The following is a 16,758-nucleotide window of genomic DNA, read 5'->3' as shown; positions in this document are numbered from 1 at the left end:
AGAGGAGGTCAGATCACCCCACCTTTACGACCATCTTACCAAAGTTCCCCCCGGCCAATAGCTGATTGAACGCTTCAGGCGCGTTTTCCAGCCCCTCGACCAAGTGTTCTTTGTAAGTGACCGAGCCGTCTTTTAACCAGCCGGTCATATCGCGAACGAACTCCTGATACACTTCGGGGCCGAAATTGTCGAAAATGATGAAACCCTGCATGCGTACCTTCATCCGCAACAACGTCCCCATGATCACCGGGCCCATATCCGGCCCCTCGGGCAGACCGGGCAGGTTGTACCAGGCCATGACGCCGCAAACCGGAACGCGCGCAAACGGGTTTAACAAAGGCAGTACGGCATACAGCACCTTGCCGCCGACATTCTCGAAATAGACGTCGATGCCATCCGGGCAGGCATCACGCAGTTGTCCAGCCAAATCATCCGAGCGATGATCCAAACAAGCATCAAATCCCAGATTTTGCACCACATGCGCGCATTTCTCGGGCCCACCCGCAATGCCGACCACCCGGCAACCTTTCAGCTTGGCAATCTGACCCACAGTCGCCCCTACCGGGCCTGAGGCTGCGGCGACAACAACGGTTTCACCGGGTTTAGGCTCACCGATTTTCAGCAGCCCGGCATAGGCCGTATAGCCCGGCATCCCCAAAATCCCCAGCGCCCAGGACGGGTTGTCCGGTGATTGACCAAGATTGACCACCTGCGCCCCGTCCGAGATCGCATAATCCTGCCAGCCGCTCATGTTCAGGACATAATCGCCAACCGCAAAGCCCTGAAGGTTCGACTGCTCGACCCGTCCCACAACCTGCGCAGTCATAACACCGCCGATCGCCACCGGCTCGGCATAGGATTTTGCATCATTCATGCGTCCACGCATATAGGGGTCCAAAGACAGAAAGACCGTGCGCACTAGCATTTCATCTGCCCCGGGCGTCGGGACATCGGTTGTCTCTAACCGCAGAGTGTTCTCGTCTGGCTGGCCCTTGGGACGTTCAGCCAGAACAATACGGCGGTTTGTGTCGGGGGATTGGGGCATGGTGCTCTCCTACAAATCGGTTTGCCGTAGCAGAGACCGGATAGCTAAGATGTGCAACCCAATCTGCCCCGGAATTGTGGCGATACAACCATAGGCTGCTGAAATCCACCGATCTTTTCACCTTGCAAGGGTTTGACAATGCCGGGCCAATCGCCAACAACTTGCATGTCTCATTTCGTCAACCGACCCGCTGCGCCCGTGGTTTACAATCCTCATTTCGAAGGGCTGGCGCGTTTTGGGCCTGTTGCGGCGGGGACACGGCCCTCGGGGGCACGACACAACCAGGAGGATAGGCAATGAAAGTCGGCGGCGTTCACTATCGGTCGATCTGGCGCGATGCGCAAAGCGGCGCAGTGCGGATCATTGATCAACGCTGGCTGCCGCATGAATTCAAAGTCGTCACCTTGTCCGCATTGGAAGATTTCGAAGTCGCAATCCGCGACATGTGGGTGCGCGGGGCGCCTCTGATCGGGGCGACCGCCGCCTATGGCATGGCCGAAGCGATGACGAGGGACCCCTCGGACGTGAATTTCGAACACTCCAGCACCGTTTTGAACGCGACGCGGCCCACGGCGGTAAATCTGGCCTGGGCGCTTGCGCGGTGCCGTGCGACTCTGCTGCCGCTGCCCCCTGAAAACCGGGCTGACGCTGCCTGGGCGCTGGCGCAGGAGGTGTTCGAGGAAGATATCGAAATCAACCGCCGCATTGGTGAAAACGGCATGGCCCTGATCCGAGAGATCGCCGCGAAGAAGCCCGCAGGCGAGCCAGTGAACCTTCTGACCCATTGCAACGCCGGCTGGCTGGCGACGGTCGATTGGGGCACGGCCACCAGCCCGATGTACCACGCCTATAACGAAGGGATTCCGATCCATGTCTGGGTCGACGAAACCCGCCCCCGCAACCAAGGGGCCCTGACTGCGTGGGAGCTGGGCGAACATGGCATCCCGCACACCTATGTGGTGGACAATGCAGGCGGGCATCTGATGCAGCGCGGGCTGGTCGATCTGGTCATCACCGGCACCGATCGCACCACCGCACGCGGCGATGTGTGCAACAAGATCGGCACCTATCTCAAGGCGCTGGCGGCCCATGATAACGGGGTGCCGTTCTATGTCGCTCTACCCTCGCCCACAATAGACTGGTCGCTGCAAGACGGGGTCGCCGAAATCCCCATCGAGGATCGCCCCGAGGCCGAGATTACCCGTATTCAGGGTCTGAATCAGGGTCAGATCGGCGAGGTTCTGGTCACGCCACAGGGCACATCAGGCGGCAATCCGGCCTTTGACGTCACCCCCAACCGTCTGGTCACTGGGCTGATCACCGAACGTGGCATCTGCGACGCCAGCGCCCAAGGCCTGGCCGGCCTATTCCCCGACAAAGCCCATTGAAAGCCCACAGACTGCAAACCGAAAGAACACCGATGATTGAAAACTGGTACGACGCGGCAAAAGCACAGAAATGGCGCGCGGCGGCGGGCGATGACCCTGCCGATCAGGAACTGGCGGAGCGTGTCTATACCTCGCGCCTGATCGGCCAGAACCCCGACCTGTTGATGCATGGTGGCGGCAATACTTCGGTTAAACTGGAGCGTCCTGATCTGTTCGGCGACCAGCGCCAGGTGCTGCATGTCAAAGGTTCGGGCTGGGATCTGGACACGATCGAGGCACCGGGTCTGCCAGGGGTCTGGCTTGATCCTTTGCTGAAGGCCCGGCAACTTGAAACCCTGTCCGACGAAGACATGGTCAACTACCAACGCTCGAACTTGCTGGATTCGACCTCGCCCAACCCGTCGGTCGAAACGCTGCTGCATGCGTTCCTGCCGCATAGATATGTTGACCACACCCACGCGACACCTTTCCTGATCCTTGCTAACCTGCCCAACGCAGCCGAGATCTGCCGCGAGATCTTCGGCGATCGTTTGGGCATTGTACCCTATATCATGCCCGGCTTCGATCTGGCCAAAGCGGCCGCCGATGTCTACGACGCCAACCCTGCCGTCGAGGGGCTCTTGCTGCTGCAACACGGGCATTTTGCCTTCGGTGACACGGCGCAGGAAAGCTATGACAAGATCGTCAGCCACACCAATGAGGTCGCCGCCTATCTGGGCCTGACGGGCGTCACCCCTATCGGCGAACGCCGTCCAGCTGAGGGTTTGCAGGTTCTGCCTATGCTGCGCGGTGTCATCGCCGAGGTGAATGCCGAGCGCGACGACGCGATGCCCATCTTTGATCTGCGCAACGGCGATCATACCCATACCTTCATGGCCCGCCCCGATATCGACGCGCTGGCCACACGTGGGATGGCCTCACCCGATCACGTGATCCGCACCAAGGGCCGCCCGCTGGTGCTGCGCCGCGCCGATCTAGCCAACCGCGAGACCATCAAAGCCAAGGTCGAAGGTTTTGCCGACGAGTATCGCGCCTATTTCAACCGTCAGGCTCCGCACGCCAAGGAACCCAAAACCCTGCTGACCCCTGATCCCAAACATGCCTGGATCGAAGGGATCGGCATCGTCGGCATGGGCGGAAACGCCAAAGCAGCAGCAGCAGCGGCCGATCTGGCCGAGCAAAATATCCGCGTGCGCGCCGTTGGCGAAGATGCGGGCGGGTTCTATCCAATCAGCGAAAAGGACATGTTCGACTGCGAATATTGGTCGCTGGAACAGGCCAAGCTGGGCAAGGGAACGCCACCGCCGTTTCAGGGCAAAGTCGTCATGATCACGGGCGGTGCGGGCGCGATTGGGCTGGCCACGGCCAAAGCCTTTGCCGCCAAGGGGGCCAACCTGGTGCTGATCGACAAGGACCCGCAGGCCTTGGATCAGGCACTGGACCAGCTTGGGCGGTGGCACGTCGCCCATGCCGAAGACATCACTTCGGACGGTGCGGCCCAGCGGGCGATGGACGCAGCGATCCTCGCCTTTGGTGGGTTGGACATCCTGATCTCAAACGCAGGCACAGCAAGGTCGGGGGCCTTGCTGGATCTGGACGATGCGGCCTTCCGGCAGGCGTTCGAATTGAATTTCTTTGCCCACAAGAATTTTGCCACCGCCGCCGCCCGCGTGATACAGGCGCATGGACGCGGCGGGCAGATTCTGTTCAACATCTCAAAACAGGCGGTCAATCCCGGCAAGAATTTCGGGGCCTATGGCACACCGAAAGCGGCCACCATGTTCCTGATGCGCCAGTTGACTTTGGAACTGGCCGGTGCGGGCATTCGCGTGAACGGGGTGAATGCCGACCGCATCCGCTCGGGCCTGTTAACGGACGATTTCATCAAGGAACGCGCCTCCGCCCGTGGTGTCAGCGAAGACACCTATATGGGCGGAAATCTTCTGGGCCGCGAAGTTCAGGCTCACCACGTCGCCGACGGTTTCGTGACCCTTGCACTGTCCGAGCGTACCACCGGCCACGTCCTTACCGTCGATGGCGGCAACACTGAGGCCGAACTGCGTTAGCCGGGTGATTTCTGCGCCTGCTGCCACTCTCGCCAATGCTGGTCCAAAGGCCCCTGTACTGCAGCCATCACGGCCTCGGCCTGTTCAGCGGGAATGGCGACGCGGTCAATCGGGGCGATACTGGGATTGCACCAGGTCGTGGCCCCCAGCCGGTTGCCAAAGCAATCAAAAATCACATAGTCGAAATGGTCAAACATATCGGCTAGCAGATAGCTGTTATTGGGTGAACTCGTGACATTGAACTCAAACGCTACAACGGGTCGGAAGTTTTCGAACGTTTTGTGAGCACCATGCAGGACCTCAAGCTCGAACCCTTCCACGTCGATTTTGATAAAACCAGGTGTCAGGCCGAACTGATCGACTAGCACATCAACGTTCAGCATATCCATACGGATGGTTTCAAAATCATCCTCGATATCAGGGAAGAACTCTTCAATGTAATTTGGGCGCGCGGAGCCAAGCTCGTGATGAGTTTCGGAATAGGTAAAACTGACATCGCTGGCCGCCCGAGACCCGATAAGCACATTGGTAATGTCGACCTGCGGGTCGCCCGCAAAACCTTGCTGCAACGCGCGATGCAGCGTCGGGTGGGGTTCGACTGCAATCAACTTCTGGTCCGGTCGGCGAAAGGCATTGCGCATGGCATGGGTGTGAAACCCTTTGTTTGCCCCGATGTCGATAGCGTCACCGCCGCGTTCAAGCACCGGCGTATAATATAGCCGGACAACATCATGCAGCGCCTGCATGAAAGGATCAGGAAACCAGCCGTCTTTTACAAACGGAGCATACTGCGTTTGCAACTGCTGCGGCGTCGGTGCCTGAGGACTGGATTGCACCGTTAGATTTAACGCTTTGAACGTCATCAGGGTTATACGCGGGTCGCTGAACCGAAGGCCAATGATCGGATCAACTTCGGACCCATCCAGCTCGAAAACCAAGGTCTCGCGGCCCCAAGCATGATCCAGTAACCGCGGGTGAGAAGCCGCGTTGAAATTTCGATTTTCAGGGGCGCCTTGCTCCAAATAAGCTTCGAAAACAGGCGGCATGTCGCCGCTTTGATCATGGCGCCCAAACCATGAGAACGACACTTCAACCCACTGTTTTCCTCCTGACAGGTCAAGAACCTGGTCAAGGCGGAAAAATGCGGCATGGAAGTGCATATCCTGATTTTGAGAAACCCGGACGAAACGCGCTGTTCTATCCCTGACCTCGAAGGTCATATAATCTGGGCTTGTCGAAAATACTTCCATCAAATGCGATCCTTAGTGAGGCGTCGGAGGCCAAAAAAGCTTACGGCCCAAAATAGCTGTTGTGTGCGGTTAAGTCAGCCCGCACGCTAGAAGTCAATCGACATGAACACAAGCAATGACCCCTTAAATAACCCATTCGAAACTGGCGATTTTCCGCTTGTCCCGCTCCACTGCATTTGCCCCTGTTCAAATCCAATGTGCTAGTGTCTGGTAAATGTCACTTTAGTGTGCGAGTGACCTACCCGACGAATGCGGAATGAGGCTCAGGATGAGAGTATTGGTGACGGGTGGAACCGGTTTTCTGGGGCAAGCAGTCTTACGCCAATTGGCGGAGAAACCTTTTCACATAGGCAGCTTGCAACGGGCATCATCTACCTCTGTTGACGACCTTCTCGCAGATGGCGCCGCGACCATTGAGACACTGATCCTGAAACCAGAACTGAAGGATATTTGCGCGCAGGTCGAAGCCTTTTCGCCTGATGTAATCGTGCATATCGCGGCCGTTTCTCGGGCCAAGGAAGACGAAGAGGGCATACGCGCGATGCTCGAGGTCAACACGCTATTGCCGTCGCTTCTGGCCCAGAGCGCGGCGCGCTGCGGGGCGAAGGGCATGGTGGTATGCGGCACAAGCTGGCAAACTTCGTCGCCAGAATACATCTATGACCCGTTCAACTACTACGCAGCGACAAAGCAGGCCGCCGAAGATATTCTGGTTCCTTTCGCAAAGAACGGGCTGAATGTCATTTCCCTTAGAATGTTTGACAACTACGGCCCATCAGATTGGCGCAACAAAGTCGTCGATCTTGTTTTTAACGCGGTCGTCGCGCAAGAGCCCCTGAAAATGTCGCCGGGGTTTCAGAAGATGGACCTCGTCTACGTCGAAGACGCAGCGGCTGCGATTGTCGCCGCGACCGAGCGCGCGGCAGGCGACCCGCTGGACCAATTGGAAGTCTATGGTGTGTCTTCAGGCGAGCATCACTCGCTTCGCGATCTCGAAGCATTGATCGGCGAGATCGCGGAGGCAGCACCCCCCATCCAATGGGGTGAGCGCCCGTATCGTCCGAATGAAATAATGGAGCCCAACCGCAAATTGGCGCGCGTTCCGGGGTGGTCCCCTCGCGTAAGTCTTCGTAAAGGTCTTGAAAGAGTGTGGGAATCAAAACGCAACGCATTGAGACTGGCAAAGTAAATGTCGCAAAAACACACGTTCACAACTCTCGCGCTGCTGGACAACATCCAGTTTCCTAAGCTGGAAAACGGCAAACCGCTTGCCTTGAACTACAGCCACGACAAGAACCTGTTTCAATTTGTGCACGAAGCGCTCAGACGCGGTCACACTGTATTCTTGGCCTCAGCGCAGGAACCTACGGACCCGAAATTCCGCGTGAAGGTAGTCAGCGCCTACCCCAACTATGTGTGCGAAACCGCAGATATTAACAACAAGGACGTCGATTTTGTCGTGAGCGTTTTCCCCGACGCTCTCAACATCAAGCCGACATTTCCCAATGCCAAGATCATCGCCATTATGCCCGCTTTGCATTGGGTTGAAGATCCCGGCTTGTTTACGCACGACTACTTGCGGCGGGTGATTACCGCGGCCCGCTATCATGTGGACTATTACGTCACCCAAAATATCCGTATGAAGCAGGTGCTGTTTTCCTTGCTGCACCTGCTGGCGCGGTTTCCTTACGAAGATCGTATCCTGGTCGCACCCCAAGGGATCGTGGATGAGGTCAAGCGACAGGCCCCTGATCGGCAGGAACTGCGGCAGAAACTGGGACTTGAGCCCGATGACATCATGGTTCTGAATTCCGGCGGCATTTGGAAATGGACAGACTTCAACACTTTTTTCCAGGCGTTCTGCGAATTTACTGTCGAAAACCCGTCTCATAGGCTGCGGCTCTACATGATGGGAATTGTGCAGCCTTTTAACCGCGATCACGACGAATACGTCGCGCAATTCCGTGCCATTCTGGACAAGTACCGGGATAAGCTGGGTAAACACCTTGTCCTGTTTGAAGACTGGGACGAGGGCGGTAAACATGTCCAAGACTATCTGAGCATCGCCGATGTTGGGATCAATGTCAGCCAGGACACGCTCGAGGCGTGGCAAAGCTACAGAATGCGCTTTCTGGACTACATGTATTTCGGCATTCCAGTGATCAACACGTCCGGGGATGATTTTTCGACCAGGCATCCCGACGCGTTGTTCGTTTGCAAACCCAAAGATACGGAATCGTATAAAACCATATTCCGGCAAATTACGGATCGCCCGGAGCTTGTCAGCGAAAAATCAGCCATGATGCGCGAAATTGCAGCTGAATATGATAGCCAACAAACCTATGGCCGCCTGATCGAAAAGCTCGAGCGTTTGCCCGCGCGCCCTGAAAAAGACCATGTCATGTGGGATGCAAGCATTGCCGATCAGCCAGATTTTTCAGCAACACCTACGCTGCACCATGCTCAGGAACGGCATAAAAACTGGTTTGTCAGAACTTGGAGACGCCTCACCCAGAGCCGAAAACGCAACCGAATGCGGATGAGGCACATGTTAGCCGGACAAAGTTATCTGATCGAGCGGCAGGCGGTGGCTGTCGACCAGCTTTCGAAGATAGATATGCAGCAAAAGGAAATTGCCGACGCTCTGGATCGCCTGAACTCGGCCGTCAATCAAAAGGACGCGCCAACGCAACAAAAGTAGGAATGGAATACTTGTTGCAAAGGGCAGCAGCATTTGGGAAGCGTAAACCACAATAAATACTAGAAGAAATTATTTGCGTTCAATAAATCCAAACACCCAGGAACTGAAAGATAGAAAAATGAAGGCTGTTATTCTTGCCGGCGGGTTCGGTACGCGCCTTGCAGAAGAAACCGGATTGCGCCCAAAGCCGATGGTTGAAATCGGGGGCAAACCGATCTTATGGCATATCATGAAAACCTATTCCCACCATGGCATCAATGATTTCGTTATTTGCCTGGGATATAAGGGCTACTTTATCAAAGAGTATTTCCAAAACTATTTCTTGCACAATGCCGACGTCACTTTTGACATCAAACAAAACAGCATGACCGTCCATGAAATGCGAGCCGAGCCTTGGACCGTTACACTGGTTGAAACCGGCGAAAACTCTCAGATTGGTGGCCGGATCAAGCGGGCTTCGCGGTATTTCAAAGATGACGAGGCCGTGTGCATCACCTATGGGGACGGCGTCGCTGACGTTAACATCACTGCTGCCATCGAATTCCATAAACAACACGGAAAACTGGCTACCGTCACCGCCGTTCAGCCTCCGGGGCGGTTTGGCGCACTGGACCTTCAAGACGAGAAGGTGCTCGGGTTTCAGGAAAAGCCGGTTGGCGACGGCGGCTGGATCAATGGCGGATATTTCATCGTTTCTCCGAAAATCGTGGACTATATCGACGATGACTTCACGGTTTGGGAGCGCGAACCCCTGGAAAACCTTGCAAATGACGATCAGTTGCGGGCTTGGTACCACCATGGTTTCTGGCAACCCATGGATACCCTGCGGGACAAGGAGCATTTGAACCGTCTTTGGTCCAACAACGAAGCAAAATGGAAAGTGTGGTGACGTAGCATGTCCAAGAAAATCCTAGTGACCGGAAACACAGGTTATGTCGGCCCCGTTCTGGGGCGTTTTCTGAAACAGCGACACGCGGACCTGCATCTGGTCGGGTATGACGCGGGCTTTTTCTCGCATTCGCTGACCGGGTCCGATTTCCTGCCCGAAATCGTGTATGACACACAGCACTATGGCGACACACGCGACATCACCGCTGACCATCTTGCGGGCTGCGACGCGGTGGTCCATCTGGCCGCCGTTTCCAACGACCCCATGGGCAAAGAATTCGAAACTGTCACCCATGACATCAACCGCGCCGCAAGCGTTCGGCTGGCCAAGCTTGCCGCCGAATGTGGCGTATCGAATTTCGTCTTTGCCTCCTCCTGTTCCATGTACGGCGCGGCCGAGGGCGGCCCGCGCAAGGAAACCGACGCTACCGCCCCGCAAACCGCCTATGCCCGGTCCAAAATAGGCACCGAGCTTGACCTGCAAGAGGCCGATCTGGGCGACATGACCCTGACCTCTTTGCGGTTCGCAACTGCCTGCGGCATGTCCGACAGGCTGCGTCTGGATCTAGTGCTGAACGACTTCGTGGCCTGCGCCATGGCCACAAACAAGATCGTCGTTCTCAGCGACGGAACGCCGTGGCGGCCCTTGATCGATGTCGAGGACATGGCTCGCGCCATTGAATGGGCAGCTCTGCGCGAAACGTCGAATGGCGGTAAATTCCTGGCCGTGAATGCCGGACGTGACGAAAGCAATGTGCGTATCTCTGAGCTGGCCGAAAAGGTCAAAGCACAATTCCCCGGCACCGTGGTCGAGATCAATACCGACGCGCCGCCCGACAAACGCTCGTACCAGGTTGACTTCGCGCTGTTCAAATCGCTGGCCCCCGAGTCCATCCCGCAAGTGACGCTCGAGCAATCCATCGAACGTCTGCGTGCAGGGCTGGAACATTTCGGCTTTGGCGACACTGATTTCCGCAGTTCGTCCTTCATCCGCCTGAACGCACTGCGTGCGCATATCGACAGCGGACGTTTGTCGCGTGATCTTCGCTGGGGGTCGCTGTAAATGCTGTTCACCCCGACCCCGCTTGAAGGGGCTTATCTGATAGAGCTGGAAAAACGCGGCGATGACCGCGGCTTCTTTGCCCGCATGTTCTGCGAGGACGAGTTCAAAGCACATGGCCTTGTCGGAAAGTTCGTGCAGATCAACAATTCATTGACCATGTCTAAGGGCACAGTGCGGGGTATGCATTATCAACTTCCCCCCCACGCCGAGGTCAAGCTGATGCGCTGCGTAAAAGGTGCGATCTTCGATGTCATCGTCGATCTTCGGGATGGGTCAAAGACGTTCGGTCAATGGTTCGGCGCTGAACTTACCGCTGAGAACCGCAAGATGATGTATGTGCCGAAAGGCTTCGCCCACGGCTTCATGAGCCTTACTGATGACACGGAAATTATCTATCCGGTCAGCGCGGCATACGCGCCGGAAAGTGAGCGTGGTCTGCGTTGGGATGATCCGGCGATCGGCATCGATTGGCCTATGGCAGCTCAGGAAGTTTCGCAGAAAGACCAAACGTGGAACGATCTGGACAGATCGACCCATGCAGTAAAAGAAACTGAGTAAATTGCGGAAACTGGCCCAGGATTTCTGTAGGTCAGCTTCGGAAGTTACCCGATTTTGATACTCAGAATGTTGTGGCATAGCCGGTAGAGCACACGGAAGGCACCGTAAGATGAAAAACCCTATGAAATCGCGGATTCGAAACAAACACATCAAGCGCAGCGTTGACGAATTGATCGCACAAGTTAGCGAGCTAAAACAGGCGCTGACAGGTGACGGTTCGCTTTATCCAGCGCAACCTGCGGAACTTGCCTTGAATCTACACAAGGCGATCGTAGGGAACTGGAGCGCGGTTGCTGCTACATGGCCGCTGGCTCGGACACCCAATGTCGACATTGCTCCTGACTACGAAACCCCCATACCGTCGCGCGACAATATTGGCAGGATACAGGGTAAGTATAATCCCTGTGTCGTGGGCACAGATGGATCTGAACCGGATGCGCTGAATAAGTCGTTTATTTCAGGCGGCATAGAAGACATGACCGTTGTCATGAACATCAGCGAGGTTATGGGACTGCCGCTAACCAAGGACACCGTTACACTTGATTGGGGCGTCGGTTGCGGACGCATCGCCAGACATATCCCCGACACATTGAAACCAAACTTGTTTGGCGCTGACGTTGACCCTGTCAATATTGCCTATTGCAAGGAGAACATGCCGTTCGGGGACTACACAGTGCTCGATCCATACAGCGCAACACCTTACGATGACGATCAATTCGATCTGGTCTACTCTCATAGTGTGCTGACCCATCTTGCAGAACCTGACCAAAATCACTGGCTCAAAGAATTGTCGCGCATAACCCGTGGCTTGATGGTTCTGTCTGTTCACGGCCCGTATAGCGTGTCTACCGCCGAGTGGTCGAAAAACCCCTACGCGGTCGAACACTACATGTTGCAAGGCATCGTAGACGCACCCGACCCGAACCCAGACATCGCAGACGTAACCGACCCGGAATATTATCGCGATATTGGCCATACACCCCAGTACATTCAAAACCACTGGTCAAAATTCGTGGAAGTCGTCGAGATTATTCCTAAAGGCTTCGGGCATGTGCATGATGCAGTGGTCTGTCGTCCAAAATAAGATAATTCCCGCAGGTTCAACTAACCTACGAGCCTGCGGAAAAACCACTTGGGCTCGGCACCTGAGCGGACCGATACATTGAAGGCTGGCGCATCTCCGCGATAAAATGCGGTGGTCAGATCCCGGTTTCAATTGGTTGCCACCTTCAACAGGACTCGAACTTAAATAACAGGTATGAACAACTTGGCTCCAAGCGATCAACTGCTCGAACGCGTCGATTCCTTTGATTTTCTATCGGTCGATATTTTCGACACGCTTCTGTTCCGCCACTGCAAGTCTCCTGTTGATCTGTTCGAATTCATAGCGGATCATCCTGAGGTCCTCCTAGCTACCCAACATTTCAAAGACTATCGTACTGGTGCCGAGGCTTTGGCGCGAGAGGATGCTGCCGAACAGCAGATCGAAGACGTGACACTGGATCAGATCTATGCCTGTTTCGCGCAACTGACAAATTGCACAAAAGATCGGGCTGACAAGATCAAACAGCTGGAACTTCGGACTGAACGCGATCTGTTGCATGTGACGAGCCTGGGTAGAAAACTTCTGACACGTATTCAGGACAGTAAGTCGCGTTGGGTGATCACCTCGGACATGTACCTGCCGAAAGACGAGTTGGAAGATCTCCTGACGCAAAAGGGTATAACCGGATGGGAGCGCGTCTTCGTCTCCGGTGAACAGGGTAAGACCAAGCACACGGGCAGCCTGTTTGACGACGTCGCAGCGCATTTTGATGTACCCCGCAACCAGATCCTCCACATTGGCGACAACCGCCATGCAGACGAGAAAATGGCGACGCAAGCAGGGTTCATATCGCATGTGCTACTGGCCAGCAAAGACCTGCCAACGCGATCTCCAAAACCCCGGCGACACACTAGTCTGCTGAATGGAACGCAGCCGATCTCACAGATTTTTACCGCCAACTACTTGGAAACACATCACTACGACTCGGAAAATGTCGACTTTCGAAAACTGTCCGACGACCAGTATCTTGAAGCGTTTGGCGCCTTGATGATTGCTCCGCTCATTACATCGCTGTTGATTTGGATAAAGCGGGAAATGGACAAACAGGGCATTTCGCGGCTCGCGTTTCTGGCACGGGATGGAATGTTTCCAAAAGCTGTTTTCGATCTGCTTTGGCCGCAAGGATATGAAACTCAATATGTCGCTGCTTCCCGGCGTTTGTTGACCCTTCCTTTTACCGAGTTAGACCCTGATACAATCGCGGGAATGTTGCATGCCACGCTTGAAGGATCGCAAACGCTGGACGCGTTTCTCGGGAAGATTTCCGCAGGCCCGCTGTTGAAATCTCTATTTGCAGACGCTGGCCTATCTGGCACGGACGAACTGACAAAAGAGCGCCGCCGCACCATCCTGAATCTGTTGCGTGAAAACCCTGACGCTTTCTATCAATCTTTCGCGCATGAAAAGGAGGTCCTGTCCAACTACTACCGCTCGGTCTTCCCTGAAGGCACACATACAGCCATCTTCGACGTCGGGTGGCGCGGCAGTTTACAGCGGTCTATTGATGAGATTATCGGCAAGGACGCACATGTTCTGGGTCTTTATTTTGGCACGAGCGCTCAGGCTGCCTCTATTCTGCGCCGAAATGGGCTGGAGTACGAAAGTTTCGCCGCCTCCAATGGCCTTCCTCTGTTCATGTATCCTTGGGTCGAAGACTTCCGCGATATCGTAGAATTCTTCTTTTCTGCCGATCATGGCAGCGTTCTGGGTCTACAGGAAAAACCGCAGGGCGAAATCGCTTGGAAGACGTCTGACGTCAGTACGGCAGAAGCTGAAAACCTCCAACGCGCCAAAAAGATTCAGGATGGCGCGCTGCGTGCCATCAAGTCGGTCACTTCGGCCATACCCATCGATGTGCTCGCCAAATATGCCGATCCAAGGGACGAAAAGGATCTTCGACAGTTTCTAAGCAAACCGCACCGCCACGATGCCGCCCGCTTCAACAAGGTCCGCATATTTTCAGGTGTGGGCGATACCACCGGAGAAAGCTTGACCCGCGTTGGCGAACGCAAATCTCATTACCGAAATGCGAAAGGCAGCCGGTGGAGGGCTGGCTACGTTGCTCAGCTAAACCCGATCGCATTCGCCTGGGTGAAATTGCAGTTCCGGAAAAGGAAGCGCATCCGATTGTAACGGATCGAGCCAGAACGCGAATCTAGCCCGGGCATTACTGGCACTTAATGTCGAAACACACAGTGTCTTCCCTGAGGATACGGCCCGTAAACCTGACGTCAAACCACCGCTTCAGCCGCATCGGGCAGCAACAAGGTCAGATCATCTTCCGCAAACAGGTCAAAAGACACGACCCATGCAGCGCCGGGCCACAGAAGTTGCAGCTGTTTCTTCGCGGGCCGGTAGACGGCTGTATAAAGCGTCCCGAACCCGGATTTGAAGGCGGTGGAATAAAGCGGCGGGCGCAGGAACGCGTCGATGAAACGCTTTTCGCTTTCGGGGTGCTGGTTCAGGCGGTTCAGCAGAAACCGTTCCCGTTCGACCGTTGCGGTGAACCGCGCATGTTTGGACCACTCAACCTGCCCCTGATGGTTCGTCGCCACCGGCACGTCCGAGATTTGAGGGTGCCGGTCCGGGGCAAGATAGACCGTGCTGTGATTGTATTTCGCGTCCAGAACGGTGACGTTATAGCTCATGTGGCAGGGAATGCGGCAAAGCGCATCCACCGCCTGTGCCGTGGTTTCGCAGGTCTGTAAAACATAGCGCAGGATCAGCGGCACGCCGAAGCCGTCGCCCACCTCGCGCCGACCGCCAAAGGTCAATGAGACCGTGAGGCCGGTATCGTTGATGCCATCCAGCAGGCCCAGAATGCCATCGCTCATCCCGATCACGCCGCGCCCGCCCCAGCGGGTTTTCAACAATGCAGCGTCAAAGGTTTTGGGGTGGTAGTCGTAGTTGCGCACCAAAATGGGTGTCTTGCCACGCCAGATCGCCTGGCTACACCCCGACAGATATTTGGGCGGGCAATAAAAGCTGAGAAACCGCGCCTGACTGTCGCTGCCGCCCACCAGTTCAACCACCTCTTCATATAGCGGCAGGATCTCGGGCATGTGCGTTTGCAACGCGCGTAAGCATTCGCGATAGGTGGGCCGCGCCGAATACCCCTCTTGCACCCACCATTTATGGTAGGCGGGCCAGTATTCGGCAAACAGCCCGGCCAGCTTGGGACCGGGCTGTTCCTCGTCGATTGAGCGAAAAACAAGCGCCATGAGGCCTTCTACATGATTTTGAACGCTGGATCTTCCATCGGCTGCGCGGCTGGCAGCGGTTCGGCGGCGTAGGCCGACGTAATGCCGTGAATCCACTTTTTCGACTTGTCCGTCAGCTTGAACCCCTTGGTCATTGACCGTCCCCGCGTCACCAGAATGCCCAGATCGGCCCCTTCATAGCGGTAGTCGCCGACATTCGAGATGCGCAGGAAGAACGCCTCATTCTCTCCCACTGCGCGGCGGTGATAGTCGAAGCGGTCAAACACCACACGGCCATCTTCGAGCATCTTGTAGATGCCCGATTGCGGGGCCTGCGTGATGCGGTCGACGCTGTCATCGGTATGCTTGATCACCATCTGCGACCAGCTGTCGATCATGTCAGGGTCGGCCCAACGGGCGTTCAGTTCCTCGACATCCAACTCGAAGGGCTTCTTCGAAAATTCCAGCAGGTGGAACAGAAACAGGGGCGCGTCGGCATGGGCAAAAGCCGCATGGTTGGTCATAGAACTGGCCCCAGTGATGCGCGGGTTCAACTCACCCAGCCACAGCTCATCGGTCTTCTTGTCGATCAGGAAATCCAGTTCGAAATAGCCGCGATAACCGGATTTGCGTAATTCCTCGCCAAACTGGTAGGTCAGCTGCCGCGCCTGTTCGCGCGCCTTGGGTGGGAAGGCAGTCGAGAATATCTCGTTCCCGCACCAACCGCCGCGATAGGGGGTGAGTTCGTTGAAGCCCACAAGCTCGGTCATCAGCGGGCCCACAATAGTGCCTTCGGACGTCGCGCAGGCCTCGATCGCCGCACCGCGACAATCGATCCGCTTCATGATCTTGATCTCGCCCTCGCCGACGATCTCATCCTTGTGTTTGTTGAAATCCGCCTCGGATTTGATGAAGAAAGTGGTGTGGCCGCTGTCGCCAAAGGCCGATTGTAGCACCAGATCATGCCCCAACCCGGCTTTGTCGCAAATTTTCTTCAGGTGATCATAGCTTTTGACCACGCTCAGCGTATTGGGCACCGACGGCACACCCGCCTTGTTGCCGATGCGGACCGTTTCGATCTTGTTGTCGCATTTGGTGCGCAGCTTGGCTTTGGGGAACCACAGCTGACCACCCAGTTCCTTGACCAGTTTCTCGGTCATCTCATCGAACATCAGGAACACAAATTTGGGCTTGCCACCGCGCCGCTTGACCAGGTCGATGACCTCTTTGTGCTGTAGCAGATAGTTGTTGATGTCTTCGATCGACTGGAATTCGTCATGCGGCATCTCAGATGGCACGAACACGTTAGGATGCCGCCCGTCAAAGCAATCCATGTAGCAGATATAGGTGAAGTTCATCACCCACTCATCCAACCCCAACAAGTTGAAATTGGTCGCCGACACGAAATAGATCGGGTCCTTGTTGGTGTGGAAATACCGGCGGATTTCCGAAATGTTCTTCAGCACCTTCTTAGGCATATGGTCCTCCCAGTCC

General features: G+C 55.7%; 14 protein-coding genes. 9 read left to right on the top strand and 5 right to left on the bottom strand.

Annotation, left to right across the window (positions count from 1 at the left end):
- Positions 1 to 13: 13 nt before the first annotated feature.
- Entirely contained in the window at positions 14 to 1,045 is a 1,032-nt protein-coding gene (gene curA / locus AC2FJ6_RS13630; RefSeq protein ID WP_170789917.1) for an NADPH-dependent curcumin/dihydrocurcumin reductase, read from the bottom strand.
- A gap of 296 nt (positions 1,046 to 1,341) precedes the next feature.
- Between curA and mtnA the strand changes: the two genes are divergently transcribed.
- The gene (mtnA, locus tag AC2FJ6_RS13625) at positions 1,342 to 2,433 is read left to right on the top strand and encodes an S-methyl-5-thioribose-1-phosphate isomerase (protein WP_496669320.1); all 1,092 of its coding nucleotides are present in this window, start codon (positions 1,342 to 1,344) and stop codon (positions 2,431 to 2,433) included.
- Positions 2,434 to 2,465: 32 nt separating this feature from the next.
- On the top strand, positions 2,466 to 4,499 hold the full coding sequence (locus AC2FJ6_RS13620) for a bifunctional aldolase/short-chain dehydrogenase (protein ID WP_170773291.1): 2,034 nt from the start codon (positions 2,466 to 2,468) through the stop codon (positions 4,497 to 4,499).
- Here AC2FJ6_RS13620 and AC2FJ6_RS13615 read toward each other — a convergent pair.
- On the bottom strand, positions 4,496 to 5,545 hold the full coding sequence (locus tag AC2FJ6_RS13615; protein ID WP_170773289.1) for an FkbM family methyltransferase: 1,050 nt from the start codon (positions 5,543 to 5,545) through the stop codon (positions 4,496 to 4,498). The genes AC2FJ6_RS13620 and AC2FJ6_RS13615 overlap by 4 nt on opposite strands.
- Positions 5,546 to 6,017: 472 nt before the next feature.
- Here AC2FJ6_RS13615 and AC2FJ6_RS13610 point away from each other — a divergent pair, with 472 nt between their 5' ends.
- From AC2FJ6_RS13610 to AC2FJ6_RS13585, 6 genes are all read left to right on the top strand, one after another.
- Positions 6,018 to 6,938 (top strand): NAD-dependent epimerase/dehydratase family protein, encoded by a 921-nt coding sequence (locus AC2FJ6_RS13610; protein WP_170773288.1) that lies wholly within the window; start codon positions 6,018 to 6,020, stop codon positions 6,936 to 6,938.
- Positions 6,939 to 7,133: 195 nt separating this feature from the next.
- Positions 7,134 to 8,450: a glycosyltransferase family protein gene (locus AC2FJ6_RS13605; RefSeq protein ID WP_170773286.1), complete on the top strand. Its 1,317-nt coding sequence runs from the start codon at positions 7,134 to 7,136 to the stop codon at positions 8,448 to 8,450.
- 118 nt (positions 8,451 to 8,568) lie between these two features.
- Complete coding sequence (gene rfbF, locus AC2FJ6_RS13600) at positions 8,569 to 9,339, top strand: glucose-1-phosphate cytidylyltransferase (RefSeq protein WP_170773284.1); 771 nt, start codon at positions 8,569 to 8,571, stop codon at positions 9,337 to 9,339.
- Positions 9,340 to 9,345: 6 nt separating this feature from the next.
- Positions 9,346 to 10,401 (top strand): NAD-dependent epimerase/dehydratase family protein, encoded by a 1,056-nt coding sequence (locus AC2FJ6_RS13595; protein WP_170773282.1) that lies wholly within the window; start codon positions 9,346 to 9,348, stop codon positions 10,399 to 10,401.
- Entirely contained in the window at positions 10,402 to 10,959 is a 558-nt protein-coding gene (gene rfbC / locus AC2FJ6_RS13590) for a dTDP-4-dehydrorhamnose 3,5-epimerase (protein WP_170773280.1), read from the top strand.
- A 109-nt stretch (positions 10,960 to 11,068) separates the two neighbouring features.
- On the top strand, positions 11,069 to 12,043 hold the full coding sequence (locus tag AC2FJ6_RS13585; protein WP_170773278.1) for a class I SAM-dependent methyltransferase: 975 nt from the start codon (positions 11,069 to 11,071) through the stop codon (positions 12,041 to 12,043).
- 324 nt (positions 12,044 to 12,367) lie between these two features.
- Here AC2FJ6_RS13585 and AC2FJ6_RS13580 read toward each other — a convergent pair whose 3' ends face one another.
- Positions 12,368 to 12,562, bottom strand: a complete 195-nt coding sequence (locus tag AC2FJ6_RS13580; RefSeq protein WP_170773276.1) for a hypothetical protein — start codon at positions 12,560 to 12,562, stop codon at positions 12,368 to 12,370.
- 57 nt (positions 12,563 to 12,619) lie between these two features.
- Here AC2FJ6_RS13580 and AC2FJ6_RS13575 point away from each other — a divergent pair, with 57 nt between their 5' ends.
- Entirely contained in the window at positions 12,620 to 14,197 is a 1,578-nt protein-coding gene (locus AC2FJ6_RS13575; RefSeq protein WP_496669319.1) for a hypothetical protein, read from the top strand.
- 98 nt (positions 14,198 to 14,295) lie between these two features.
- Here the strand turns inward: AC2FJ6_RS13575 and AC2FJ6_RS13570 are convergent, their stop codons facing one another.
- Positions 14,296 to 15,285 carry a C45 family autoproteolytic acyltransferase/hydrolase gene (locus AC2FJ6_RS13570; RefSeq protein ID WP_170773272.1) on the bottom strand — a complete coding sequence of 330 codons (990 nt, stop codon included), beginning with the start codon at positions 15,283 to 15,285 and terminating at the stop codon, positions 14,296 to 14,298.
- An 8-nt stretch (positions 15,286 to 15,293) separates the two neighbouring features.
- Positions 15,294 to 16,742, bottom strand: a complete 1,449-nt coding sequence (locus AC2FJ6_RS13565) for a biotin carboxylase (RefSeq protein WP_170773271.1) — start codon at positions 16,740 to 16,742, stop codon at positions 15,294 to 15,296.
- Positions 16,743 to 16,758: the final 16 nt, after the last annotated feature.

Source organism: Ruegeria sp. CDSA089 (assembly GCF_059612205.1).
Note: the sequence above shows the minus strand (reverse complement) of the source record. Positions and strands in the feature narration are given on the sequence as shown.

What these genes read in the sequence shown, in the direction of transcription:
- AC2FJ6_RS13595 (WP_170773282.1), top strand. Translation starts at nt 9,346, where the DNA reads ATGTCCAAGAAAATCCTAGTGACCGGAAACACAGGTTATGTCGGCCCC.
- curA (WP_170789917.1), bottom strand. Translation starts at nt 1,045, where the DNA reads ATGCCCCAATCCCCCGACACAAACCGCCGTATTGTTCTGGCTGAACGT.
- rfbF (WP_170773284.1), top strand. Translation starts at nt 8,569, where the DNA reads ATGAAGGCTGTTATTCTTGCCGGCGGGTTCGGTACGCGCCTTGCAGAA.
- AC2FJ6_RS13610 (WP_170773288.1), top strand. Translation starts at nt 6,018, where the DNA reads ATGAGAGTATTGGTGACGGGTGGAACCGGTTTTCTGGGGCAAGCAGTC.
- AC2FJ6_RS13615 (WP_170773289.1), bottom strand. Translation starts at nt 5,545, where the DNA reads ATGCCGCCTGTTTTCGAAGCTTATTTGGAGCAAGGCGCCCCTGAAAAT.
- AC2FJ6_RS13580 (WP_170773276.1), bottom strand. Translation starts at nt 12,562, where the DNA reads ATGCAACAGATCGCGTTCAGTCCGAAGTTCCAGCTGTTTGATCTTGTC.
- AC2FJ6_RS13565 (WP_170773271.1), bottom strand. Translation starts at nt 16,742, where the DNA reads ATGCCTAAGAAGGTGCTGAAGAACATTTCGGAAATCCGCCGGTATTTC.
- rfbC (WP_170773280.1), top strand. Translation starts at nt 10,402, where the DNA reads ATGCTGTTCACCCCGACCCCGCTTGAAGGGGCTTATCTGATAGAGCTG.
- mtnA (WP_496669320.1), top strand. Translation starts at nt 1,342, where the DNA reads ATGAAAGTCGGCGGCGTTCACTATCGGTCGATCTGGCGCGATGCGCAA.
- AC2FJ6_RS13620 (WP_170773291.1), top strand. Translation starts at nt 2,466, where the DNA reads ATGATTGAAAACTGGTACGACGCGGCAAAAGCACAGAAATGGCGCGCG.
- AC2FJ6_RS13570 (WP_170773272.1), bottom strand. Translation starts at nt 15,285, where the DNA reads ATGGCGCTTGTTTTTCGCTCAATCGACGAGGAACAGCCCGGTCCCAAG.
- AC2FJ6_RS13585 (WP_170773278.1), top strand. Translation starts at nt 11,069, where the DNA reads ATGAAAAACCCTATGAAATCGCGGATTCGAAACAAACACATCAAGCGC.